The sequence below is a fragment of the Streptomyces sp. WM6386 genome (assembly GCF_000972385.1).
Taxonomy (GTDB): domain Bacteria; phylum Actinomycetota; class Actinomycetes; order Streptomycetales; family Streptomycetaceae; genus Streptomyces.
The window spans coordinates 1-24,703 of sequence record NZ_JXTE01000058.1 but is presented as its reverse complement, the minus strand read 5'-3'; the positions used below and the strand labels follow the sequence as shown (position 1 = coordinate 24,703).

General features: G+C 70.4%; 21 protein-coding genes. 12 read left to right on the top strand and 9 right to left on the bottom strand.

The features are described 5' to 3' along the window. Positions 1 to 133: 133 nt before the first annotated feature. The 5 genes from whiA to TN53_RS29570 form a co-directional block, all read right to left on the bottom strand. On the bottom strand, positions 134 to 1,123 hold the full coding sequence (gene whiA / locus TN53_RS29590) for a DNA-binding protein WhiA (RefSeq protein ID WP_046261777.1): 990 nt from the start codon (positions 1,121 to 1,123) through the stop codon (positions 134 to 136). Further along, positions 1,114 to 2,181, bottom strand: coding sequence for a gluconeogenesis factor YvcK family protein (locus TN53_RS29585; protein ID WP_046261776.1), 1,068 nt, complete (start codon positions 2,179 to 2,181; stop codon positions 1,114 to 1,116). The genes whiA and TN53_RS29585 overlap by 10 nt, the downstream gene beginning before the upstream one ends. After that, on the bottom strand, positions 2,178 to 3,137 hold the full coding sequence (rapZ, locus tag TN53_RS29580) for an RNase adapter RapZ (protein ID WP_046261775.1): 960 nt from the start codon (positions 3,135 to 3,137) through the stop codon (positions 2,178 to 2,180). The genes TN53_RS29585 and rapZ overlap by 4 nt, the downstream gene beginning before the upstream one ends. Continuing rightward, on the bottom strand, positions 3,134 to 5,194 hold the full coding sequence (gene uvrC / locus TN53_RS29575) for an excinuclease ABC subunit UvrC (protein WP_046261774.1): 2,061 nt from the start codon (positions 5,192 to 5,194) through the stop codon (positions 3,134 to 3,136). The genes rapZ and uvrC overlap by 4 nt, the downstream gene beginning before the upstream one ends. Before the next feature lie 65 nt (positions 5,195 to 5,259). Continuing rightward, positions 5,260 to 5,934 carry a response regulator transcription factor gene (locus TN53_RS29570; RefSeq protein ID WP_046261773.1) on the bottom strand — a complete coding sequence of 225 codons (675 nt, stop codon included), beginning with the start codon at positions 5,932 to 5,934 and terminating at the stop codon, positions 5,260 to 5,262. A 265-nt stretch (positions 5,935 to 6,199) separates the two neighbouring features. Here TN53_RS29570 and TN53_RS47945 point away from each other — a divergent pair, with 265 nt between their 5' ends. Next, on the top strand, positions 6,200 to 6,361 hold the full coding sequence (locus TN53_RS47945; protein ID WP_199924670.1) for a hypothetical protein: 162 nt from the start codon (positions 6,200 to 6,202) through the stop codon (positions 6,359 to 6,361). A gap of 108 nt (positions 6,362 to 6,469) precedes the next feature. On the opposite strand, the gene TN53_RS29565 is transcribed toward TN53_RS47945, so the two are convergent. Both TN53_RS29565 and TN53_RS29560 read right to left on the bottom strand, forming a co-directional pair. After that, positions 6,470 to 9,130, bottom strand: a complete 2,661-nt coding sequence (locus TN53_RS29565; protein ID WP_095046805.1) for a nitrate- and nitrite sensing domain-containing protein — start codon at positions 9,128 to 9,130, stop codon at positions 6,470 to 6,472. A gap of 81 nt (positions 9,131 to 9,211) precedes the next feature. Next, positions 9,212 to 10,600, bottom strand: a complete 1,389-nt coding sequence (locus tag TN53_RS29560; RefSeq protein WP_046261771.1) for an ABC transporter substrate-binding protein — start codon at positions 10,598 to 10,600, stop codon at positions 9,212 to 9,214. A 208-nt stretch (positions 10,601 to 10,808) separates the two neighbouring features. On the opposite strand from TN53_RS29560, the gene TN53_RS29555 reads away from it, so the two are divergent. From TN53_RS29555 to TN53_RS29540, 4 genes are all read left to right on the top strand, one after another. After that, complete coding sequence (locus TN53_RS29555; RefSeq protein ID WP_046261770.1) at positions 10,809 to 11,183, top strand: response regulator; 375 nt, start codon at positions 10,809 to 10,811, stop codon at positions 11,181 to 11,183. Positions 11,184 to 11,380: 197 nt separating this feature from the next. After that, the gene (locus tag TN53_RS29550; RefSeq protein WP_046261769.1) at positions 11,381 to 12,337 is read left to right on the top strand and encodes a hypothetical protein; all 957 of its coding nucleotides are present in this window, start codon (positions 11,381 to 11,383) and stop codon (positions 12,335 to 12,337) included. A gap of 129 nt (positions 12,338 to 12,466) precedes the next feature. Beyond that, positions 12,467 to 13,489 carry a LacI family DNA-binding transcriptional regulator gene (locus TN53_RS29545; RefSeq protein ID WP_046261768.1) on the top strand — a complete coding sequence of 341 codons (1,023 nt, stop codon included), beginning with the start codon at positions 12,467 to 12,469 and terminating at the stop codon, positions 13,487 to 13,489. Between the two features lie 183 nt (positions 13,490 to 13,672). Continuing rightward, the gene (locus tag TN53_RS29540) at positions 13,673 to 14,584 is read left to right on the top strand and encodes a carbohydrate kinase family protein (RefSeq protein ID WP_046261767.1); all 912 of its coding nucleotides are present in this window, start codon (positions 13,673 to 13,675) and stop codon (positions 14,582 to 14,584) included. Between the two features lie 159 nt (positions 14,585 to 14,743). Here the strand turns inward: TN53_RS29540 and uvrA are convergent, their stop codons facing one another. Then, positions 14,744 to 17,788, bottom strand: a complete 3,045-nt coding sequence (gene uvrA, locus TN53_RS29535) for an excinuclease ABC subunit UvrA (RefSeq protein WP_046261766.1) — start codon at positions 17,786 to 17,788, stop codon at positions 14,744 to 14,746. A gap of 224 nt (positions 17,789 to 18,012) precedes the next feature. Between uvrA and TN53_RS29530 the strand changes: the two genes are divergently transcribed. From TN53_RS29530 to TN53_RS29510, 5 genes are all read left to right on the top strand, one after another. Further along, positions 18,013 to 18,741 (top strand): maleylpyruvate isomerase family mycothiol-dependent enzyme, encoded by a 729-nt coding sequence (locus TN53_RS29530; RefSeq protein WP_046261765.1) that lies wholly within the window; start codon positions 18,013 to 18,015, stop codon positions 18,739 to 18,741. 79 nt (positions 18,742 to 18,820) lie between these two features. Beyond that, positions 18,821 to 19,477 (top strand): MBL fold metallo-hydrolase, encoded by a 657-nt coding sequence (locus TN53_RS29525; RefSeq protein ID WP_046261764.1) that lies wholly within the window; start codon positions 18,821 to 18,823, stop codon positions 19,475 to 19,477. Positions 19,478 to 19,885: 408 nt separating this feature from the next. Next, a complete protein-coding gene (locus TN53_RS29520; protein WP_046261763.1) occupies positions 19,886 to 20,773 on the top strand; it encodes an ABC transporter substrate-binding protein in 888 nt (295 codons plus the stop codon). Beyond that, entirely contained in the window at positions 20,770 to 21,666 is an 897-nt protein-coding gene (locus TN53_RS29515; protein WP_046261762.1) for an amino acid ABC transporter permease, read from the top strand. Before TN53_RS29520 ends, TN53_RS29515 begins: the two co-directional genes overlap by 4 nt. Continuing rightward, on the top strand, positions 21,663 to 22,415 hold the full coding sequence (locus TN53_RS29510) for an amino acid ABC transporter ATP-binding protein (RefSeq protein WP_046261761.1): 753 nt from the start codon (positions 21,663 to 21,665) through the stop codon (positions 22,413 to 22,415). Before TN53_RS29515 ends, TN53_RS29510 begins: the two co-directional genes overlap by 4 nt. Positions 22,416 to 22,440: 25 nt before the next feature. Here TN53_RS29510 and aroQ read toward each other — a convergent pair whose 3' ends face one another. Further along, positions 22,441 to 22,914: a type II 3-dehydroquinate dehydratase gene (aroQ, locus tag TN53_RS29505; protein ID WP_046261760.1), complete on the bottom strand. Its 474-nt coding sequence runs from the start codon at positions 22,912 to 22,914 to the stop codon at positions 22,441 to 22,443. A 104-nt stretch (positions 22,915 to 23,018) separates the two neighbouring features. On the opposite strand from aroQ, the gene TN53_RS29500 reads away from it, so the two are divergent. Together TN53_RS29500 and TN53_RS29495 are read left to right on the top strand one after the other, a co-directional pair. Further along, a complete protein-coding gene (locus TN53_RS29500) occupies positions 23,019 to 24,065 on the top strand; it encodes a S66 family peptidase (RefSeq protein WP_046261759.1) in 1,047 nt (348 codons plus the stop codon). A 51-nt stretch (positions 24,066 to 24,116) separates the two neighbouring features. Beyond that, a partial coding sequence (locus tag TN53_RS29495) for an MFS transporter (protein WP_199924669.1) occupies positions 24,117 to 24,703 on the top strand: 587 nt, incomplete at its 3' end.

Here is a 24,703-nt window from a genome sequence, read left to right as displayed (position 1 = left end):
GTGTGTCCACCACAGCAGCGAACAGATGCCAGGCTCATGACAGTTCATGATCCAGTCAAGGGGGCCTCAAGGACGGACAAACGCCGGTGCCGACACTCCAATGGAGTATCGGCACCGGCGTGGTGACGGTGAGTCAGCCTGCGAAGTTGTCGGCCATCTCCTCGGTGATGCTGGACTCCGTGCCCGGGATGCCGAGGTCCTGGGCCCGCTTGTCGGCCATCGCCAGCAGCCGGCGGATCCGGCCGGCGACGGCGTCCTTGGTCAGCGGCGGGTCGGCGAGCGCGCCCAGCTCCTCCAGGGAGGCCTGCTTGTGCTCCATGCGCAGACGCCCGGCGGCGGCCAGGTGCTCGGGCACCTCGTCGGCGAGGATCTCCAGGGCCCGCTGGACGCGGGCGCCGGCGGCGACGGCCGCGCGCGCGGAGCGGCGGAGGTTGGCGTCGTCGAAGTTGGCGAGGCGGTTCGCCGTGGCCCGCACCTCGCGGCGCATCCGGCGCTCCTCCCAGGCCAGCACCGACTCATGGGCGCCGAGCCGGGTGAGCAGCGCGCCGATCGCGTCGCCGTCACGGACGACCACCCGGTCCACCCCGCGCACCTCGCGGGCCTTCGCGGCGATGGAGAGCCGGCGGGCGGCGCCGACCAGGGCGAGCGCGGCCTCCGGACCCGGGCAGGTCACCTCCAGCGAGGAGGAACGGCCGGGCTCGGTCAGCGAGCCGTGCGCCAGGAAGGCCCCGCGCCAGGCGGCCTCGGCATCACAGGTGGCCCCGGAGACGACCTGCGGGGGCAGACCGCGGATCGGGCGGCCCCGGCCGTCGACCAGGCCGGTCTGCCGGGCCAGCTGGTCACCACCGGCGACCACGCGCACCACGTAACGCGAACCGCGGCGCAGTCCGCCCGGGGCCATCACGATCAGCTCGGAGCTGTGGCCGAAGATCTCCAGGATGTCCCGCTTGAGCCGACGGGCCGCCATCGCGGTGTCCAGCTCCGCCTCGATCACGATGCGCCCGCTCACCAGGTGGAGGCCGCCGGCGAACCGCAGAATGGCGGAGACCTCCGCCTTTCTGCAGCAGGTCCGGGTGACGGGAAGCCGGGAGATCTCATCCTTCACCGCTGCCGTCATCGCCATGGGCCGATCCTTCCATGCATCCGAAAAATACGGTCGTACGCGGCGGCCAACAGCTCCGGGTCATGCCTCGGGGTCCCATCGGGCCGGGCCACCGGCGCCAGCTCGACCGCGGCACCGAACCGCTTGGCGGCATCGGTCAGGGAATCGCGGTCGGGCACGGCGGCCTGGTCGGCCAGCACCACGTCCAGGGCGAGTTTAGGGGCGTGTCGTCCCAAAACCTCCAAATGACGCTGCGGGGAGAAGCCATCGGTTTCTCCGGGCTGCGGGGCGAGGTTCAGCGAGAGCACCCGGCGCGCCTTCGTCTGGGTGAGGGCGTCCAGGAGTTCGGGCACCAGCAGATGCGGGATGACCGAGGAGAACCAGGAGCCGGGTCCGAGCACCACCCAGTCCGCGTCGAGGACGGCTGCGACAGCCTCGGGCACGGCGGGCGGGTCGTGCGGCACCACGTGCACGGACTGCACCTCGCCGGGGGTCAGGGCGACGGTCGCCTGTCCCCGGACGGTGTCCACGTCCTCGGGCCGCTCCGGGTCATGCCCCTTGACCAGGGCCTGGAGCTCCAGGGGTACGGCGGACATGGGCAGCACCCGGCCGTGCGCGCCCAGCAGCCTGCCGACCAGGTCGAGGGCCTGGACGGGGTCGCCGAGCTGCTCCCACAGGGCGACGATCAGCACATTGCCGACCGCGTGGTCGTGCAGGTCGCCCTTGGACTGGAAGCGGTGCTGGATGACACGGGCCCAGGTCTGGCCCCAGTCGTCGTCGCCGCACAGCGCGGCCAGCGCCTTGCGCAGATCGCCGGGCGGCAGTACGCCCAGCTCGTCGCGGAGCCGCCCGCTGGAGCCGCCGTCGTCGGCCACCGTGACGACGGCGGTGAGGTCGCCGGTGATCCGGCGTAGTGCGGCGAGCGAGGCGGACAGGCCCATGCCGCCGCCGAGGGCGACGACCTTGGGTTGGGCACCGCGGCGGCGCGGCTTGGCGCCGCGGGCCTCCACGGGCCGGGTCGTGCGTCCCTCGGGCACGACCCGGCGCAGCCTGCTCAGCCGCGGAGAACGTCCTGTCATTCCCGTCCCATGTCCCGGTGTACGACCACCGTCTCCACGCCCTGGGAGGCGAGACGGGCGGCGAGCTTCTCGGAGGTGGCGACGGAGCGGTGCTTGCCGCCGGTGCAGCCGACCGCGATCGTCACGTACCGCTTGCCCTCGCGGCGGTAGCCGGCGGCGATGAGCTGGAGCAGCTCGGAGTAGCGGTCGATGAACTCCTTCGCGCCGGGCTGGTTGAAGACGTACGCCGACACCTCCTCGTTGAGGCCGGTGAAGGGGCGCAGCTCCGGGACCCAGTGCGGGTTGGGCAGGAAGCGCATGTCCACGACCAGGTCGGCGTCGACCGGGAGGCCGTACTTGAAGCCGAAGGACATGACGGTGGCCCGCAGCTCGGGCTCCTCCTCGCCCGCGAACTGGGCGTCCATCTTGGCGCGCAGCTCGTGGACGTTGAGGCTGGAGGTGTCGATGACCAGGTCGGCGTCGCCGCGCAGCTCGCGCAGCAGTTCGCGCTCGGCGTCGATGCCGTCGACGATGCGGCCGTCGCCCTGGAGGGGGTGCGGGCGGCGCACCGACTCGAAGCGGCGCACCAGGGCGTCGTCGGAGGACTCCAGGAAGACGATCCGCCGGGTGACGTGCTTGGCCTCGAGGTCGGCGAGGGATTCGCGCAGGTTGTCGAAGAAGCGGCGGCCGCGGACGTCGACGACGACCGCGATCCGGGCGACATTGCCCTGGGAGCGGGCGCCGAGCTCCACCATGGTGGGGATCAGCGCGGGCGGCAGGTTGTCGACGACGAACCAGCCGAGGTCCTCCAGACACTTGGCGGCGGTCGACCGGCCGGCTCCGGACATGCCGGAGATGATCACCAGCTCGGGGATGGCCGCCTCGGGAAGTCCGGCCGGCTCGCCGGTCGTGCCCGTACTCACTTGTGCTCCGTCTCCGTCTTGGCTCTGTTGGCCTTCGTGCTCGTTCACATTCATGTCTCCTGCCCCCGTCGTTCGTCCGGGGTGCCCGCCGTCACGGGCTCCCCACCGGAACCCATGGTGTCGGGTTCCTCTTCCATGATCTCTCCAGTAGCTGTGTTCACCGCGGGCGCGGCCGGTGCCGCCTGGGCGAGGGCCACGGCGATGGTCTCTGCCGTTTTGCGGCCTATGCCGGGGACCTCGCAGATCTGGTCGATGGTGGCAGATCGAAGTTTCTTCAACGAGCCGAAATGTTTGAGAAGCGCCTGCTTGCGTGTCTCGCCGAGGCCCGGGACGTCGTCCAGGGGGCTCGACCGGAACCGCTTGGCCCGCTTGGCGCGCTGGTACGTGATCGCGAAGCGGTGGGCCTCGTCGCGGACGCGCTGGAGCAGATAGAGGCCCTCGCTGGTGCGGGGCAGGACCACCGGGTCGTCCTCGGCGGGCAGCCAGACCTCCTCCAGACGCTTGGCGAGGCCGCAGACGGCGATGTCGTCGATGCCGAGCTCGTCCAGGGCCTTCCTGGCCGCGGCGACCTGGGGCTGTCCGCCGTCGACGACGAGGAGCTGGGGCGGGTAGGCGAACTTCTTGGGGCGGCCGTCGTCGTCCTTGAGGCCGTTGACGGGCTCACCGGCGAGCCCGTCCTGGTGGCCGTCCTCCACCCACTCGCCGGTCTTCTCCTTCTCGGCGAGGTAGCGCCGGAAGCGTCGGGTGATCACCTCGTGCATCGAGCGGACGTCGTCCTGGCCCTCGAAGCCCTTGATCTGGAAGCGGCGGTACTCGCTCTTGCGCTGCAGACCGTCCTCGAAGACGACCATGGAGGCCACGACGTCGTCGCCTTGAAGGTGCGAGATGTCGAAGCACTCGATCCTCAGGGGCGCGCTGTCCAGGTCGAGGGCCTCGGCGATCTCCTCCAGGGCGCGCGAGCGTGTGGTCAGGTCGGAGGCGCGCTTGGTCTTGTGCAGCGCGAGGGTCTGCAGGGCGTTGCGCTGCACGGTCTCCATCAGCGCCTTCTTGTCGCCGCGTTGCGGGATGCGCAGCGAGACGTTCGAACCGCGGCGCCCGGTGAGCCACTCCTGGACCGGCCCGACGGGGTCGGGCAGGGCCGGGACGAGGACCTCCTTGGGGACGGAGTCCCCGGTCTCCTCGCCGTAGAGCTGCTGGAGGGCGTGCTCGACGAGGGCGCCGGTGGTGATCTCCTCGACCTTGTCGGTGACCCAGCCGCGCTGGCCGCGCACGCGTCCGCCGCGGACGTGGAAGATCTGCACGGCGGCTTCGAGTTCGTCCTCGGCGACCGCGATGAGGTCGGCGTCGGTCGCGTCGGCGAGCACGACGGCACTCTTCTCCATGGCCTTCTTCAGGGCCTCGATGTCGTCGCGCAGGCGGGCCGCCCGCTCGTACTCCATCTCCTCGGCCGCCTCCATCATCTGCTTCTCCAGGCGGCGCAGGTACGTCCCGGTCCGGCCTGCCATGAAGTCGCTGAAATCCTCGGCGAGTTCGCGGTGCTCGTCGGCGGAGACGCGGCCGACGCAGGGCGCGGAGCACTTGCCGATGTAGCCGAGGAGGCAGGGGCGGCCGGTGCGGGCGGCGTTCTTGAAGACGCCGGCGGAGCAGGTGCGGACGGGGAAGACGCGCAGCAGGAGGTCGACGGTGTCGCGGATCGCCCACGCGTGGCCGTAGGGCCCGAAGTACCTGACGCCCTTCTTCTTGTGACCGCGCATCACCTGCACGCGCGGGAACTCCTCGTTCATCGTCACCGCGAGGTACGGGTAGCTCTTGTCGTCGCGGTACTTGACGTTGAACCGGGGGTCGTACTCCTTGATCCAGGAGTACTCCAGCTGCAGGGCCTCGACCTCCGTGGACACCACCGTCCACTCCACGGACGCGGCCGTGGTCACCATCGTGCGGGTGCGGGGGTGCAGGCTCGCCAGGTCCTGGAAGTAGTTCGCCAGGCGCTGGCGCAGGCTCTTCGCCTTTCCGACGTAGATCACCCGGCGGTGCTCGTCGCGGAATCTGTAGACCCCGGGAGAGTCCGGGATCTGTCCCGGCCTGGGGCGGTAGCTGGAGGGGTCGGCCATGTCTCCCACCCTACTGGCGGGGGCTGACAGTCCGACGGGGCCGGGGACCGACCGGGCAGTGACCTCTACCTGGACTCCAGGAACGTCAGGACGGCCAGGACCCGGCGATGGTCGTCCGTGTCCTCCGTCAGGCTGAGCTTGCCGAGGATGCTGCGGACATGTTTCTCGACCGTGCCCTCGGTGACCCACAGGCGGCGGCCGATGCCGGCGTTGGAGCGGCCCTCCGCCATGAGGGCCAGGACCTCCTTTTCGCGGGCGCTGAGGTGGGACAGGGGGTCGTCGCGGCGCTGGGCCGTGAAGAGTTCGTGGACCAGGGAGGGGTCGACCACCGCGCCGCCCTTGCCGACGCGGTCCAGGGCCTCGATGAACTCGTCGACGACCGTGACCCGGCTCTTCAGCAGGTAGCCGACCCCACGCCCGCCGGCCAGCAGCTCCAGGGCGTCATCGACCTCGACGAACGCCGACAGGACGAGGATGCCGGTGCCAGGATGGCGCTCCCGGATGGTGCGGGCCGCCTTGAGACCCTCGGTGGAGTGGTCGGGCGGCATCCGTATGTCGACGATGGCGATGTCGGGGCGCTTCTCATGGACCAGTTCCAGGAGCCGCTCCGCGTCACCCGCCTGGCCGACCACCTCGTACCCGACTCGCTCGCAGAGACTCGCCAGTCCCTCCCGGAGCAGGATGTCGTCGTCGGCGAGGACCACCCGTCCCCGCACCTGCCGCTGCGATGCGTCGTCCATGGCCCCGGCTCCCCTTGCCCGACCGATCTGCTGCGCGCCCAACAGCCTGCCCCACCGGCCGGATTACGGCTAGCCGGAAGCGGAATTGGGGGTTTGCCATGACGACACACGGACGTCTGCGAGCGATTCTCGTATCAGTGCGATGCAGAAGGACCGGTCGCTTCGGGCAGGTCCTGGCGTCACACTCCCGTCGTCCGTCTGCGGCAGACGGGAGTGTGACGCCAGGACCTGGGCGACGGGTCGCGGGACCGAAGGGTTGCGGGACATGCGGCGGACGCGGATCGAGAAGGCGAGGCGGTCGACGCGTGTCCGCCCCGGCACCGAGGACACGTACGGCTTCGGCGATGTCCTCGACCCCCGGGATCCCGACATAGTGCGCGCCAAGCGCCTGCAGTCGGCACACCACGGCGGTACCCACCGCCCCTAGAACCGGACGGCAGCCTCTCCGTCCGACACGACCGCCCGGCGCGTACGCGACGTCACCAAGTCCGAGGTCCCCCGCCTGGACAACTCCCCCCGCGTGCGCGTCGGGCGGTCACACGTTCGTCGACGGTGGGCTCAGCGGCAGCCGTACCCCCATGGTGGTGCCCTCGCCCGGCGGACTGCTGACGTCCAGCTTGCCGCCGATCGCCTCGACGCGGTCGATGAGCCCGATCAGCCCGGATCCCCGGCCTGGCTCGGCTCCCCCGACGCCGTCGTCGCGGATGACCATCTCCAGCCAGTCGTCCCGGATCTCGGCCCCGACCTCCACCACGCGCGCGTGGGCGTGCTTCGCGGCGTTGGTGAGGCACTCCGAGGTGACGTAGTACGCGGCCACCTCCAGTTGCTCCGAAAGGCGCGTCACGGGGAGCTTCAGGTCGAGTTCCACGGGGACGGCGGAGCGGCGGGCCAGGGACCGCAGGGCGGGGCCGAGGCCGCCCTTGGAGAGGATGGCCGGGTGGATGCCGCGGGCCACCTGGAGCAGGTCCTGGAAGGCGTCGTCGAGGCCCTTGCTCACATGGGCGAGCTGCTCGGCGAGTTCGGAGGACTGGTCCGTCAGCAGGGACTCAGCGAGCCTCAGGTCCAGTTGGAGGGCGACGAGCCGCTGCTGGACCCCGTCGTGCAGATCGCGCTCGATCCTGCGCCGGGAGGCGTCCGAGGCGGCCACCACGCGCGCGCGTGACGCGGTCAGCTGGGCGCGGCTGTCGGCGTTGGCGATGGCGGTGGCGATGAGTTCGGTGAAGTCGGCCAGCCGCGACTCGGTGCCGCCGGGCAGCGCGTCCAGCGGGGAGGCCGCGAGGATGAAGCCCCACAGCCGGTCGTCGACGACGATGGGTGCGCCCACGACCTGTCCTACATGAGCCGCGCGCCGGGTCCCGGACACCTCGCGCATCGCCTTGAGGCCCGCCTGCCGACGCTCCTCGCGGCTCGCTCGCTCGAGCTCCTCCGGGATCCCGTACGCGGTACCGAGGACCGTGTGGCTGCCGTCGGGCTCCTGCCGCAGCACGGCCGCGGTCGTGTTCAGCAGGGCCCCGACCTCCTCCGCCACCCTCGTGAACACCTCGGACGGCGGTGCTCCGCGGGCCACCAGGGTGGCGACCCGGCGCAGCGCGGCCTGCTCCAGTGCGGCCCTGCGGCTCTCGGTGACGTCGCGCGCGGTGGCGTAGATGAGGCCTTCCTCGGGGACCGGTCGGGCGCTCCACTGGAGCCGGCACTCGGTGCCGTCCGCGCGCAGGTAGCGGTTCTCGAACTCGACCACGTCGACACCGCTCGCGAGACGGTCGAGGGCGACGCGGGTGCTGTCCCGGTCGTCCTCGTGCACGAACTCGATGTAGGGCCTGGACAGCAGTTCCTCGCCCGAATGACCGAGGGTCCTCTCGAAGGCCGGGTTGACCCGCTTGAAGTAGCCGTCGAGGCCGCTGATGCAGAGCAGGTCGAGGGAGAGGTTGAAGATGCTCTCCACTTCCTGTTCGGCCTTCTCGCGCCGCCCGTGGGCCGCCGCGAAGGACGCCATGGTGCCGTTCATGCCGCCGAGCAGCTGGGCCCAGGTGCCGTCGAAGGAGGCGACGTCGGCGCGGTGTCCGAGCCGGTTGTCGTCGATCGCCGTGTTCATGGCCCGGATCTCGCCGGCCAGTCGCTCGGTGGTGACGCGCAGTTCGCGGAAGGTGTCGGCCACATCGCCGAGTTCGTCACGGCCGGCGTACCGGATGTCGTACGAGAGATCGCCGTACGACAGGGCCCGCGCGCCCTGCGAGACCTCGCTGAGGGGGCGGGTGATGGAGTGGCGCAGGGCCAGCGCGAGAAGGGTGACGAGGCCGAGGACGGCCAGGGATACGGCGAGGTCGCGCCGTACGCGGGTCTCCGCGCTGTGGCGGTCGCGCGCGGCGGTGACATCGAGGGCGCGCGCGGCATGGTCCTGGATGCCGCGCAGGGAGTCGATGCGGGCCGTGGAGTCAGTCAGCCAGCTGTCGTACGACGGCCGGTGGACGGTCTTGGGGCCGGGTGCGACGAGCGTCTCGCGGACGTTGCGGACGGCCCGGCCGGGCGCCTCGAACTGGGTGCTGTACAGCTCGCCCCGCAGTTCGTCCGAGGTGTTCTGCTTGAACGTGTCCAGTTCGGCCGCCTCGAGCTCGGGCCAGCGTCCGGCGGTGGTGGGGCCTTGCTCGGGAGGTGCGTCCAGCAGGATCGCCAGCTCCACGCGCTCGCGTTCGGCGGCCTCGATGGCCCGTACGAGGGCGATGTGGGCGTCCGCCGCGCGGCCCGAGGTCTGGGTGGGGCTCCCCGACTCGAACACGGCGACGCTGTCGAGCAGGGCGTCCTCGATGCCCGCGTAGTCCTGGGCCACCGTGCGGGCGGTGAGCGAGGCGGTGCCCGTCTGGACGCGCAGCGCGTGCAGTCGGCGGCCGACGGCGTCGAGGTCCCCGGCGGCATCGGCCCCGGTCCAGCCGGCGGTTCGGTCGACGGCCCGCTCCAGGGCCTGGTCCGTGGCCCGTTCGGCCGCGGCACGGGCCGCCGGGGTGATCGTGCTCGGGCGCAGCCGGGCCTGTACGGCGGCGATCCGCTCCCGGGCGACGGCGTCGGAGACCTCGGTGAGCGCGAACGACACCTCGGTCGTGGTGTGGAAGGCCCGCAGGTCGCTCGCCTCCTGCCACTGGGCGACGCCGCTGAAGGCGGTGAAGGCCAGCAACCCGGTCACCGGCAGCAGCACGAGAAGCATCAGCTTGCGTCCGACACGCAGGCGGGCCAGGAGCGCTGGACGCTCCGTCCGTGTCGGTCTCACGCCGCGCACGTTCGTTCCTCAGGGCCCGGTGGGCGGGTAGTACTGGTGATCCGCCAAGTCCTTGTCGATGGCCTCCACCGCCCCGTCGAGCGTGGCCTTCACCGGCGCCTTGTCGAACATGATTTTGGCGAAGGCCCGGGAGAAGGCGTCGGTGATCGCCGGGTAGGCGGGCGTCTGCGGCCGGGGCCGGGCGACGCCGCCCGTCAGTTGCTCGATGAACAGGTGCTCGGCACCGTCGGTGCCGTAGGCGGACGAGAGCTTCACCGCGCTGTGTGTGGCCGGGATACCGCCGTTGGCCTCGCTCATCCGGTGGACCTGGTCCGGCTTCAGCAGATAGGCGAGGAAGCGCCAGACGGCGTCTCCGTCGGCCGCGCCGGAGGTGACGCCCCACTGCCAGGAGCCCATCCCGGTCACCGTGCCCCGGCCGAAGTCGGGCAGCGGCACGATCGCCACGTCGCCGGGGTGCGCCTTGCTGTAGGCCGGATACCACCAGTGGCCGGTCCAGGAGATGACGCTACGGCCCTCGGTGAACGCCTGGTCGTCGGTCCTGCCGGGCTCGACGAGCCCCTCCTTGGCCCAGGTCTGCATGGTGGTGAGCGCCTGGACCGCCTCAGGGCTGTTGAGGAAGCCGTCGGCCGTGCGGAACGTCCTGGGTTCGATGAGATCACCGCCCGCCGACCACACCGCGGGTGCGAAGCCGTACGTGTTCCACTCCTCGCCGGGCTTGGCATAGACGAGCCCGATGTCGAGGGGGGTCTTGTGACCCGCCTTGCGCAGGGTGCGCAGAACGTCCGTGAATTCGTCGGAGGTCCAGGCGTCGTCTACGCCCTGGGGCATACGGATGCCGGCCTTCTCCAGCATCGAAGGGCGCACATACAGTCCCAGCCCGGAGTCGAAGGTGCCGATGCCGTACAGCTTCCCCGCGTATGTGCCCTGTCGGCGGATCGAGGCCAGCAGATCGCTCCGCGCGCTCCCGGGGACACAGGAGTCGATCGGCTTGAGCTTGCCGGACCAGGCGTAGCTGTAGAGATGGGGGCCGTCGAAGTCGAGCAGGTCCGGAAGGTCGCCGCTGGCCGCGGCGGAGTTCACCAGGTCGGTGTACGGGCGGTGTTCGGGCAGGGTGACGAGCTCCACCCGCACCTGCTTCTGTGCCTTGTTGAACTCCGCGACCTGCTTCCGCAGGGTGCTGAGCTCCCCGCTCGGCCCGGCGTGGAACCACATCGTCAGATGCTCGGTGCCCTCGATCCTGCCGTCGCAGGTCGTGTCACTGCGTGCCTTGCCACCCGTGCCGTCGTCGTCAGCGCCTCCCCCACCGCACGCGGCCAGCAGCAGGAAGACCCCCAACAACCCTGTGGCCAGGGCGCGATGATGCCGACCCGCTCCGACGTTCCTGGCCCACGCCCGCATCGCGCACCCCCACTCGACCGGCCTTCAGCGGCCTCCCCAGGGCAGCCCACATGCTACCCCTGGTGACATGCCGCTGCGCTGCGTGAGCGGGAACCGGTGGGTTCGGCAAGGGACTTCAGCACATTCCAGCTGCCCGGAAGCAACGCGCGTCGACTCTTTCCGGGTAGCCGGAAAGCGCAATCACCTGCCTGTTGGGACCCTGTGGGCCATGTCCATGCGCTGTCTTCTCGTCGATGACAGCATCCGGTTCCTGGAAGCCGCGCGCACTCTGCTGGAGCGCGACGGGATACCCGTCGTCGGCGTCGCCATGTCAGGTTCGGAAGCTCTGGCACGGGCCACCGAGCTGGCCCCGGACATCGTCCTGGTGGATCTCGACCTCAACGGGGAGAACGGCTTCGACCTCGCGGTGGAGCTCGCCGGCAATGTCACCTCCGTGATCATCCTGATCTCCACACACTCCCTGGACGACTTCGAGGAACTCGTCGCGGCCAGCCCGGCGCGTGGCTTCCTTCACAAGTCCGCGCTCTGCGCGCGGGCGATCAGAGACGTACTGGGCAACGACAGCCCGGGCGCGCCGACTTGACTTCCCCAGGCCGTCTCCCGGCCAGGAGTGCGTGACTGTTGGGCACGAGGTGTTGTCGGGACTTGGTCAACACGCTTCAATGCGGGGGAACTCGGGACCGTGAAGGACGGCGTACGGATGTGAAGACGCCCCGGCCCCGGTGCGAATCCGCACGAACGGTCTGACCAGCCGTCGTGACCACACAGAAAGGCCCCTGCATGCCGCACGCCACACAGCACGGGGACGTCTCCGCCGTCGCCGACGCGGAACTGGACACGGCCCTGCGAGGCGGCCCCTTCCATGTCGCCCTGCGGGCAGCGATCGCCGCCCGCGGACTGCCGCTCCAACGCGTGCAGCACCATCTGTCGCGCTACGGGGTCAAGGTCGGCGTCACCAGCCTGAGTTACTGGCAACAGGGTGCGCGCCGCCCCCAGCGCCCCGAGTCGCTGCGCGCGGTGCGGGCTCTGGAGGAGATCCTCCAGCTGCCGGAGGAGTCACTGATCCGGCTGCTCGCCGAGGCCGACGCACACGCGGCCTGCCAGCGCCCCGCCGTCCGCTCCTACCGTTCCCTGGTCGAGGCCTCCGGCGTACTGGAGCGGCTGCTGGCCGAGCTGGACTCACCGCCGGACGGCGGGCTGCACACCCTCGGGCACCACGAGCGGGTACGGATAGGGGGACGTCGGGAGCTTCTCGGGCGTGAGTCGCACCACATCGTGCGCGCCCACCAGGACGGCGTCGACCGGTTCGTGGCCGTGCACCACGGCGACCCGGGGTGCGCGCCGGAACGCATGCAGGTGCACGCCTTGGAGAACTGCCGCGCGGGACGCGTCCGCTCCCACCACGAGACCGGCGTGCTCGTGGCCGAGCTGCTCTTCGACACACGGTTGCGGGCCGGCGACACCTTCCTGTTCCGCTACGGCGTCGAGGACGGCACGGCGGGTGTCTCCCGCGAGTACATCCGCGGATTCGGCCCGTCCGGCGGGCAGTACGCACTCCAGGTGCGCTTCGACGAGAACGCGCTGCCGGCCCGCTGCCACCGGTTCACCCAGCACTCGGCGGCGGCCCCGCGCAGTGGGCGCCAGGAGCTGGCGCTCACCGGGACGCACCGGTCGGTGCACATCGTCGAGCCGCGGGTGCGGACGGGGATCGTGGGAATCGGCTGGGACTGGGAGTGAGCTGCCTGAGGCGTGTCTGACGTAAACGCTTGCGCAAACGTTTACGTCTGCCGTCGGATGGGATACGTTCCCGGCCTGAGGGGTGCCCGCCCAGGGGTGTCGCCCAAGGGCTGCCCAGGAGGGAACGTCATGCCGACCATGGCCGATGTCGCGCGCTGTGCGGGCGTGTCCGTGGCGACCGTCTCGCATGTGCTCAACGACACCCGGCCGGTGCTCCCGCACACCCGTCAGGCCGTCCTGGACGCCATCGACGAGCTCGGCTACACACCCAACACCCTGGCCCGCTCCCTGGTGACCTCCCGCACCCGGTCCATCGGGCTCGCGGTGTCGGCGATCAGCAATCCGTACTTCACGGAGATCCTCCAGGGCGTCGAGGCCGAGGTCCTGGAACGCGGCTACAGCCTGCTGATCGCCGATCCGCACGACGACCCCGCCCATGAACGCAAGGTCGTCCAGCTGCTGCACGAGCGGCGGGTGGACGGCATGATCGTCGCGCCCTCCGCGGACCCCGGGGAGCTGCTGGCCTACCTCGGCCGCCATGCCGTACCCACGGTGCTCCTCGACCGTGTCGTCGACGCGGCGCCGCCCTTCGACCAGGTCTGCGCCGAGAACACCGCGCCGATGAGCGAGCTGGTCGCTCATCTCGCCGTGCTCGGCCATCGGCGGATCGGGCTGGTGGCGGGCCTGCCCGGGCTCAGCACCAGCAGCGAGCGGATCGCCGGGTACCGTGGCGGGCTCGCGGCCGCCGGGCTGCCGTACGACGAACGGCTCGTGGTCCACGGCGACTCCGCGTCAACCGGTGCCGAGCGGGCCACCGCGGCCCTGCTGGCCCTCGCCGAACCGCCGACGGCGCTCGTCACCGCCAACAACGCGATGACCATCGGCGCGCTGCGCACCCTGCGCGACCATGGTCTTGCCGTGCCCGGCGACATCGCCCTGTGCTGCTTCGACGACTTCGCCTGGGCCGACCTCTTCTCGCCCCGGCTCACCGCGATCGCCCAGCCCAGCAAGGAGATCGGCGCCCGGGCGGTGCGAGTGCTTCTGGACCGCCTGGCCGATCCGGACCGGCCGGCCCGGACGGTCCGCCTGCCCTGTGACCTCGTGCATCGCACGTCGTGCGGGTGCCCCGAGGAGGCGGTGGTGTCCGAATGACGGCCGCCCGAGGGGGTCCGAGGTGTTCCGGCAGCGGCTGGCGAAGTCGCCGGGGTGTCGCGACAGCGACTGCCCGAGGAGGCCGGGTGCCCCAACGACAGCCGCCCGAGGGGAAGTTGCCGTCGCCTCCGCCCGGCCCCGTACCGCAGGACAGCCCCGCAAGCCCGAGAAAGGAACACGTTCGTGATCGTCGTCGCCGGTGAGGCCCTCATCGACCTGGTACCGCAGGGCACGGGAGCCCTGGCGGGACTGACGCCCGCGCTCGGCGGCGGCCCGTACAACACGGCCGTCGCCCTCGGCCGCCTCGGCTCCCCCGCCGCCTTCTGTTCCCGTACGTCGTCCGACGCGTTCGGCGAGGCCCTGCTCGACGGGCTGCGGCAGGCGTCGGTGGACGTGTCGGCGGTACAGCGTGGGCCGGAGCCGACCACCCTGGCGGTCGCCACGATCGACGCGAGTGGCTCGGCCGCCTACTCCTTCTATGTCGAGGGCACCGCCGACCGTCTGTTCGCGGCCCCCGCCGAGCTCCCCGCCGGTACGCGCGCAGTGTCCTTCGGCACCTGTTCGCTCGTCCTGGAGCCGGGGGCGAGCGCCTATGCGGAGCTGATGCGGACCGCGGCCGCGCAGGGCGTGTTCACCGCGCTCGACCCGAACATCCGGGCCGGGCTGATCCCCGATCCGGACGCCTATCGGGCCCGGTTCAGGAGCTGGCTGCCGTCGGTGTCACTGCTCAAGCTCTCCGAGGAGGACGCGCTGTGGCTGGGCGGCACTCCGCGCGAGTGGCTGGCCGCGGGACCTTCGGCCGTCGTGATCACTCAGGGCGGTGAGGGTCTGACCGCCTTCACCCGGGACGGCTCGGTGCACTCCGTGCCGGGCGAGAAGGTCGACGTCGTCGACACGATCGGAGCCGGTGACACGGTGAACGCGGCGCTCCTGCACGGTCTGTCCGTCCGGGACGCCCTGTCCGCCGAGGCGCTCCTGGGACTGGGCGCCGACGGCTGGACAAGACTGCTGCGATTCGCGGCGCGGGCAGCCGCGATCACCTGCTCCCGGGCGGGGGCGGAACCGCCGTACGCCTCCGAACTCGGGGACCTGTAGGGGGCGTTCGGCCTTCCGCCGATTCCACTGTTCAGAAGTCAAGGTGCGTCGCAGCCGCAGGGATCGGGCGGCTGATCCTGCAACGATCGGCGCCCCGCGGGGGGTTCCCGCGGGGCGCCGAACTTTTCCGTATTTCTCAGGACCTGTCGTCCATGGGGCTCAGGCCTTGCGAGCCCGCGTCGCCTTCTTCGCGGGTGCCGCCTTCTTGGTGGCGCCGGCCGTCTTCTTGGTCGCCGTGGTGTCGGCGGCCTTGGTCGCGGTCGTCCTCGCCGTGGCCGTCTTCTTCGCCGCCGTCTTGGCGGCGACGGTCTTTCTGGCCACCGTCTTGCGCGGGGCTCTCACCGAGGACGCGTCGCTGATCCGGTCGGCGCCGAGAACCTCCCGCAGGAACTTGCCGGTGTGGCTGGCGGGGACTCCGGCGACCTCCTCGGGGGTGCCCTCGGCGACGACGAGGCCGCCGCCCGCGCCGCCCTCGGGGCCCATGTCGACGACCCAGTCGGCGGTCTTGATCACGTCGAGGTTGTGCTCGATGACAATGACCGTGTTGCCCTTGTCGACCAGGCCGGCGAGGACCTTCAGCAGCTTGCTGATGTCCTCGAAGTGCAGACCGGTGGTCGGCTCGTCCAGGACGTAGACCGTGCGTCCGGTGGAGCGCTTCTGAAGCTCGCTGGCGAGCTTCACGCGCTGTGCCTCGCCGCCGGACAGGGTGGTCGCGGACTGGCCGAGGCGGACATAGCCGAGACCGACGTCGTTGAGCGTCTTGAGGTGGCGGTTGATCGCCGGGACGGCCTCGAAGAAGTGCATGGCTTCCTCGATGGGCATGTTCAGGACCTCGGCGATGGACCGGCCCTTGTAGTGGACCTCCAGGGTCTCCCGGTTGTACCGGGCGCCGTGGCAGACCTCGCACGGGACATAGACGTCCGGGAGGAAGTTCATCTCGATCTTGATCGTGCCGTCGCCCGAGCAGTTCTCGCAGCGGCCGCCCTTGACGTTGAAGGAGAAGCGGCCGGGCAGGTAGCCGCGGACCTTCGCCTCGGTGGTCTCGGCGAACAGCTTGCGGACGTGGTCGAAGACGCCGGTGTACGTCGCCGGGTTGGACCGCGGGGTACGGCCGATGGGCGACTGGTCGACGTGCACGACCTTGTCGACGAGGTCGTCGCCGTCCACGCGCGTGTGGCGTCCCGGAACGCTCCGGGCGCCGTTCAGCTCACGGGCCAGGTGGGTGTACAGGATGTCGTTGACCAGCGTGGACTTGCCGGAGCCGGAGACGCCGGTGACCGCGGTGAACACACCGAGCGGGAACGAGACGTCGATGTCCTGGAGGTTGTTCTCCCGGGCGCCGTGCACGGTGAGCCGGCGGGACGGGTCCTGCGGGCGCCGGATGTCGGGGAGCGGGATCGCCTTCTTGCCGGACAGGTACTGGCCGGTCATGGACTCGGCGTTGGTGAGCAGTTCCTTCAGGGAGCCGCTGTGCACGACCTTGCCGCCGTGCTCGCCGGCGCCGGGGCCGATGTCGACGATCCAGTCGGCGACCTTGATGGTGTCCTCGTCGTGCTCGACGACGATGAGCGTGTTGCCCATGTCCCGCAGCCGGACCAGGGTCTCGATCAGCCGGTGGTTGTCGCGCTGGTGCAGACCGATGGACGGCTCGTCCAGGACGTACAGCACACCGACGAGGCCGGAGCCGATCTGGGTGGCCAGGCGGATGCGCTGAGCCTCACCGCCGGACAGGGTGCCGGCCGCGCGGTTGAGCGAGAGGTAGTCGAGGCCGACGTCGACGAGGAACTTGAGCCGCTCGTTGACCTCCTTGAGCACCCGCTCGGCGATCTTCTTGTCGCGGGTGTTGAGCTTCAGCTCGCCCAGGAAGTCCGCGCAGTCGCTGATGGACATCGCGGAGACCTCGGCGATCGACTTCCCCATCACCGTGACCGCGAGGACGATCGGCTTGAGGCGGGTGCCCTCGCAGGTCGGGCAGGGCACCTCGCGCATGTAGCCCTCGAAGCGCTCACGGCTGGCGTCGCTCTCGGACTCGCTGTGCCGGCGCTTGACGAAGGGGACGGCTCCTTCGAAGGGTGTCGTGTAGACCCGCTCGCGTCCGTACCGGTTGCGGTAGCGGACCTCGATCTGCGTCTTGTGGCCGTACAGCAGGGCCTTCTTGGCGCGCTGGGGCAGGCCCGCGAAGGGGATGTCGGTCCGGAAGCCCAGCGCGTCCGCGAGCGCGCCGATCAGCCGGCCGAAGTAGTCCTTGGTGTGCCCGTGCGACCAGGGGTGGATGGCGCCCTCGTCGAGGGACTTGTCCTGGTCGGGGACGATCAGCTCGGCGTCGACCTCCATGCGGGTGCCGATGCCGCTGCACTCGGGGCAGGCGCCGAAGGGGGAGTTGAAGGAGAAGGAGCGGGGCTCCAGCTCCTCGAAGGACAGGTCGTCGTACGCGCAGTACAGGTGCTCCGAGTACATGCGCTCGCGCTCGGGGTCGTCCGCGGCAAGGTCGACGAAGTCGAGGACGACCATGCCGCCGGCGAGGCCGAGGGCGGTCTCCACGGAGTCGGTGAGCCGGCGCTTGGCGGACTCCTTCACCGTGAGGCGGTCGATGACCACCTCGATGGTGTGCTTCTCCTGCTTCTTCAGTGTGGGCGGCTCGGAGAGCTGGATGGTCTCGCCGTCCACGCGCGCGCGGCTGTAGCCCTTGGTCTGGAGGTCGGCGAAGAGGTCGACGAACTCGCCCTTGCGCTCGCGCACCAGCGGCGACAGCACCTGGAAGCGGCTCCCCTCCGGCAGCTCCAGGACCTTGTCGACGATGGCCTGCGGCGACTGGCGCGCGATCGGGCGGCCGCACTCGGGGCAGTGCGGCTTGCCGATCCGCGCGAAGAGCAGCCGGAGGTAGTCGTAGACCTCGGTGATGGTGCCGACCGTCGAGCGCGGGTTGCGAGAGGTCGACTTCTGGTCGATGGAGACCGCGGGCGAGAGGCCCTCGATGAAGTCGACGTCCGGCTTGTCCATCTGGCCGAGGAACTGGCGGGCGTACGAGGAGAGCGACTCCACGTACCGACGCTGACCTTCGGCGAAGATCGTGTCGAAGGCCAGGGAGGACTTGCCCGACCCGGACAGGCCCGTGAAGACGATGAGCGAGTCACGCGGCAGGTCGAGCGAGACGTTCTTGAGGTTGTGCTCGCGCGCGCCACGGACGATGAGACGGTCGGCCACGCCGGTCCGCACCTTTCTTGAGAAGAAGTGACAGGGGCGAGGCCCCCGTGCTTTTTCAGACTAGGGGGAGCCACTGACAACGCCGGTCGGATTCCCGGATGCATAACAATCCCCGGCCTTCCAGCATGCCCGACGCCGCTGTCGACCATATAGCACGCGCATTCGATTTACGGCACTGCTCCACCACCTTCACCCAAAGGAGTGGCGCGGCTAGTGTCAGCAGCATGATTGATCACGCGCATGACCTGGCGTCTGTACGTGACGCGACGGAGCGGCTGCTCACCGCAGCCGCCAAACTGGACAACGCGTCTGTGACCGAGCCGTCACGGCTCCCCGGGTGGACCCGCGGCCATGTCCTCGCCCACCTCGCCCGCAACGCGGACGCCCTCGTGAACGTTCTGGAGGGGCGGCCCATGTACGTCTCCGGGGAGGCCCGGGACGCCGACATCGACCGGGACGCTCCGCGCCCCCTCGGCATCCACCTCACGGACGTCCGTGACAGCGCTGCCCGCTTCCAGGAGGTGGGAGCCGCCCCGGCCGACTGGTCGCGCATCGTGCAGCTGCGCAACGGCGTCACCGACTCGGCGGCCCGGGTGCCGTTCCGGCGGTGGGTGGAGGTGGAGCTGCATCACGTGGATCTGGGGATCGGGTACGAGCTGGAGGATCTACCGGAGGAGTTCACGCAGCGCGAGATCAACTTCCTCGCCGACCGGTTCCGTGGCCACCCGGACGTCCCCGCACTGCTGATCAAGCAGGACGACGGGCGCATGATCCCCACCGGAGCCGTCGGGTCCGTCTCCAAGGAGCAACTGGAGAGCGGCCACGAGCCTCCGCTCCCCGGACTCACGGTCAGCGGCCGCCAAGCCGACCTCCTCGGCTGGCTGGCGGGTCGCCGCGACGGATCCGGACTGACCGTGGAGGGCGGGGCGCTGCCCGGGCTCCCACCGCTGTAGAGATGGCCGCCGTCCGGGGAGGGGCCGGTGGGACGGCTCGACAGCTCCCACCCACCCTCCGCGCCCTAGACTTACCGCCATGACGTACAGCGGACAGGTCACGGTCGGTGGCCCGGCGGACGTGCACGAACTCAAGGACCTGATGATCACCAAGATCGCGGTCGGTCCCATGAACAACAACGCCTATCTGCTGCGCTGCCGGGCCACGGACGAACAGCTGCTGATCGACGCGGCCAACGACGCGGAGACGCTGATCGGCATGATCGGTGACGACGGCATCGCGTCCGTCGTCACCACGCACCAGCACGGCGACCACTGGCAGGCCCTCGCCCGGGTCGTCGACGCCACCGGCGCCCGTACGTACGCGGGCCGGGAGGACGCCGCCGGCATCCCCGTTCCGACCGACGTCCTCGTCGACGACGGCGCCACGATCCGGGTGGGGCGTGTGGAGCTGACCGCGCGCCATCTGGTCGGGCACACGCCGGGGTCGATCGCCCTCGTCTACGACGACCCGCACGGCCACCCCCATGTGTTCACCGGCGACTGCCTCTTCCCCGGGGGCGTGGGCAACACCCGCAAGGATCCTGAGGCGTTCGCGAGCCTGATCCATGATGTGGAGACGAAGATCTTCGACGTCCTGCCGGACGAGACGTGGGTCTACCCGGGTCATGGCAACGACACATCGCTCGGCGCCGAGCGTCCGCAGTTGGCGGAGTGGCACGCGCGCGGATGGTGAACAACGGGGCGCGCGACGAATCCCTGCGCACCGGCGCGTAAGCAGTTCATACACGCCCGAGGCATCACGACCCTCGCGCGCCCCGCGCACAACTCACCTTTACGCGCCGCACCTTCGCGCCCCCGGCGCGCATGCCTTCGCACGCGCCCCGTGTGAACCGTTCACACACGCCGGTGTCCCGCGCACGCTCCCCGCGCACATGGTTGCGCGGTCAACTGGCAGCAGCCCCGCACAGGATGACGGCTCCTGCGCGGCAAGGGCCGCCGGTCTTCCGATCCCCGCCCTCGACCGGCGGCCCCGGCGACGTGCACAGGGGGCGTTCACAAGAACGCAACACCCGTTCCCAGTATGCGGACAAATACCGTCGTGACCTCGACAAACGGGGCGACCTGCTGTCAATCTCCCGCCATGCACCTCGCCCCCCGCACCCTGCGCCGCGCTGTCGCCGCCGCGACCATAGCCCTGCTCGCCACCGCCGTCGGCTGCGCACCGCAGCCGGAGGAGGACTCGGCCGCCAAGCCTTCGGGGTCGTCGACCGGCACCACGTGCGCCAAGGGGAAGCTGGCCACCGAGACGTCCGGCAAGCTGACGATCGCCACGGACGAGCCCGCGTACGAGCCGTGGTTCAAGGACGACAAGCCCGCCAACGGCAAGGGGTTCGAGTCCGCGGTCGCCTACGCCGTGGCGGAGCAGCTCGGCTACGACAAGAGTGCCGTCGTCTGGCAGAGCGTTCCCTTCAACAAGGCGTTCGCGCCCGGCGAGAAGACCTTCGACTTCGACATCAACCAGGTGTCGATCAGTACCGAGCGCAAGAAGGCCGTCGACTTCTCGTCCGGCTACTACGACGTGCGCCAGGCCGTCATCGCCCTCAAGGGCACCAAGGCGGCGAAAGCGACGAGCATCGCGGACCTGAAGAGCCTCAAGCTGGGCGCCCAGGTCGGCACGACCAGCCTCAACTACATCGAGGACGTGGTGAAGCCGACGCGGCAGGCCGCCGCCTACGCCAAGAACGACCAGGCCAAGTCCGCCCTGAAGAACGGCCAGGTGGATGCCATCGTCGTCGACCTGCCGACCGCCTTCTACATCACCGCGGCCGAGGTGACCGACGCCGAGATCGTCGGCCAGTTCGAGAACCAGGGCGGCACGCCGGAGCAGTTCGGCCTCGTCCTCGACAAGGGCAGCGCGCTCACGTCCTGCGTGACCGGCGCCGTCGACACCCTGCGGAAGAACGGCACGCTGGCGAAGATCGAGCAGCAGTGGCTGTCCGACGCCGTCGACGCCCCGGTGCTCAAGTGACGCTCACGAAGGAAGAGTCCGGCGCGGAGACGCCGGACTCGGGCGACGCGTACACGCCCTCCGAGCGGCGGCTCGAGCGGGAACGCCACAAGCGGGCCCGCTCCCGCCGTGCCACGGCGATCGCCGCGCTCTCGACGCTCGTCACGGCCGTCGTCCTCTACCTGGTCGTCGTCAACGCGCCGGGCTGGGCACGCACCAAGGAGACCTTCTTCAACGGGGAGTACGCGCGCGAGGCGTTCCCCAAGGTCCTCGAAGGGCTGTGGCTCAACCTCCGGCTGCTGCTGATCTGCGGCGTGGCCGTGCTCGTCCTCGGCATGCTCATCGCCATCGCCCGCACCCTGCGCGGCCCGGTGTTCTTCCCGCTGCGGGTACTGGCCGCCGCCTATACGGACTTCTTCCGGGGCCTCCCGCTCATCATCAACCTGATGATCGTGGTCCTGGGCGTCCCGGCGCTGCGGCTCCAGGGCGTGACCGTCGACCCGGTGCTGCTGGGCGGCACGGCGCTGACGCTGACGTACTCCGCGTACGTGGCCGAGGTGTTCCGCGCCGGCATCGAGTCCATCCACCCCTCGCAGCGCGCCGCGGCCCGCTCGCTCGGGCTCTCCAACCGGCAGGCGCTGCGGCACGTGGTGCTGCCGCAGGCCGTACGACGCCAGGTGCCGCCGCTGCTCAACGACCTGGTGTCGCTGCAGAAGGACACCGGGCTCGTGTCGATCGGCGGTGCGGTGGACGCCGTACGGGCCGCCGACATCATCGTGGGCCGCAGTCTCAACTACACGCCGTACATCGTCGCGGGCCTGGTCTTCGTCGCGCTGACCATTCCGATGACCCGGTTCACGGACTGGGTGACGGCTCGCATGGACCGTCAGCGGGCCCAGGGAGGGACCACATGAGCGACGCACCGGTGCTGCGGATGGAGTCCGTCCGCAAGACGTTCGGCGGCTCGGTCGTGCTGCGGGACGTGGGCCTGGAGGTCGCCTCGCACACGGTGACCGCGTTGATCGGCGCCTCCGGTTCCGGCAAGTCCACGCTGCTGCGCTGCGCGAACCTCCTGGAGGAGATCGACGACGGCGCGATCTGGCTGGAAGGCGAGGAGATCACCGACCCGCGGGTTGACCAGGACGCGGTACGCCGCCGTATCGGCGTGGTCTTCCAGGCGTACAACCTCTTCCCGCACATGACCGTCCTGGAGAACATCACGCTCGCCCCGCGCCGTGTGCACGGGGTGTCCCGCGCGGAGGCCGAGGAGCGCGGCAAGGAGCTGCTGGAGCGGCTCGGGCTCGGTGGCAAGGCGGGCGAGTACCCGGACCGGCTGAGCGGCGGTCAGCAGCAGCGGGTCGCGATCGTGCGCGCTCTGGCCGTACGTCCTCGGCTGTTGCTCCTCGACGAGATCACCGCGGCCCTCGACCCGGAGCTCGTGGGCGAGGTTCTCACCGTCGTCCGTGATCTGAAGGACGAGGGCATGACCATGGTGCTGGCCACGCACGAGATGGGCTTCGCCCGCGATGTCGCCGACCAGGTTTGTTTTCTGGACGGGGGCGTGGTCCTGGAGAGCGGGACGGCCGAGCAGATCTTCGGTGACCCGCAGCAGGAGCGCACACAGCGCTTCCTGCGGCGGATCGTGGAGGCCGGGCGCCTGTAACAGGCGCTCGCCAGGAGGACGGGGCTTACGCCTCGGCCTGTCCCGCCCCCGCCAGCGCCGCGACCCGCTCCACGCCGAACGCGTATCCCTGCACGCCACAGCCGGCGATGACGCCGTCGGCGCGCAGGGAGACGTAGGAGTGGTGGCGGAAGGACTCGCGCTTGTGGATGTTGGAGATGTGGACCTCGAGGACCGGCAGTCCGTCGCAGGTGTTGAGTGCGTCCAGAATCGCGACCGACGTGTGCGAGTAGGCGCCGGGGTTGATGACAATCCCGCAGTGGTTCAGCCGCGCCTCGTGGATCCAGTCGACCAGCTCACCCTCGTGGTTGGACTGCCGGAAGTCCACGGTGCCGCCGTGCGCGGCCGCGGCCTTGGCACACAGGGCCTCGACGTCGGCGAGGGTGTCGGAACCGTAGATCTCCGGCTGACGCTGGCCGAGCAGGTTCAGGTTGGGGCCGTTGAGGATCATGATCGGGGCGTTGGCCAGGGTGCGGGGCACGGTTCCTCCGGTCCGGTGGCGGGTGCGCGATCCGTTGAAGACCGCTGCTCAGACCCCGGTTTATCACGGTGCACCCGGGGAGCGGACAGCCGTACCCTCCACGGATGACGACGATCTCGTACCCGCCCAAGCCCTCCCCCGGCGACCGCATAGCCGTCATCTCGGCCGGCGCCGGCCTGCCCGAACTGTTCCCGCGCCCCTTCGAACTGGGCCTGGAGCGACTGCGCGAGGACTACGGCCTCATCCCGGTCGAGTACCCGACGACCCGCAAGATGGGCACGACGCCGCGAGAGCGTGCCGACGACATCCACGCCGCCTTCGCCGACCCGGAGATCAAGGCGGTCATCGCGTCCATCGGCGGCGACGACCAGATCACCGTGCTGCCGTACCTGGACCGGGAGTTGATCCGGGCGAACCCGAAGCCGTTCTTCGGGACGAGCGACAACACGAACCTGCTGATGTATCTGCGGAACACGGGGATCGTCGGCTACCACGGCGCGACCGTGATGTGCGAGCTGGGCCGTCCCGGCGCCATGAACCCGCAGACCGCCGACTCCCTGCGGGCCGCACTGTTCACCTCGGGCGAGTACGAGCTGAGGCCCGCCGACCGCTGGAACGACGTCAACCGTGACTGGGCGGACCCTGCGACCTTCGAAGCGGAGCCGGACGCCAGGCCTGGCAGCGGCTGGACCTGGGTGAACGCCGACCGCGTGGTCGAGGGCAGGACGTGGGGCGGCTGTCTGGAGATCGTGGGATGGCTGCTGATGGCCGACCGCGAGGTCTCGCACGACCTGAGCGAGTACGACGGCGCAGTACTGCTCCTGGAGACATCAGAGGACATGCCCAGCGCCACAGAGGTGTTCTGGACGCTCCGGAACATGGGCGAGCGCGGGCTGCTGCACCGCTTCTCGGCGCTGCTGATGGGGCGCGCGAAGACCTGGTCCTTCGAGCGTCCCAACAGCCCGGAGGACGCCGCTCGTTACGGGTCCGAACAGCGCGAGGCCGTACTGCGCGCCATGCGGGACTATGCCCCGGACACCACGATCGTCTTCGACGTCGACTTCGGGCACACCGATCCCCAACTCGTCATCCCCTACGGCGGTCTCGTCCGCGTCGACGGACCCGCCCGGCGCATCACGGTCACCTACTGACGCGCCCGCACGCCCCCGTAACCCGTCGTCACCGTGGGTAGTTGACGCGGCATGCACGACGTACGCACCGTAAGGGCGCCTTCCATGCCGCGGCTCGCGGCCGCCTCGCTCGCCGGGACGGCCATCGAGTTCTACGACTTCTTCGTCTACGGGACCGCGGCGGCGCTGGTCCTGGGGCCGCTGTTCTTCCCGACGTTCTCGCCGCTGGCGGGGACACTGGCCGCCTTCGCCACGTTCGGCGTGGGGTTCGTGGCGCGGCCGCTGGGTTCGGTGCTGTTCGGGCACATCGGGGACCGGCGCGGGCGGCGGCCGGTCCTCGTCGCCTCGCTGCTGCTGACCGGCGGCGCCACGGTCGCGGTCGGCTGTGTACCGACGTACGACTCGATCGGGGTGACCGCCCCCCTGCTGCTGCTCGTGCTGCGGTTCCTGCAGGGCTTGGGGCTCGGCGGGGAGTGGGGCGGGGCGGTGCTGCTGACGGCCGAGCACGCGCCGCCCGAGCGGCGGGCCCTGTGGTCGAGCTTCCCCCAGATCGGGCCCGCGGTGGGATTTCTGCTCGCCAACGGCGTGATGCTGGTCCTGTCGGCGTCGCTGACCGAGGCGCAGTTCGCCGCGTGGGGGTGGCGGGTGCCGTTCTGGGC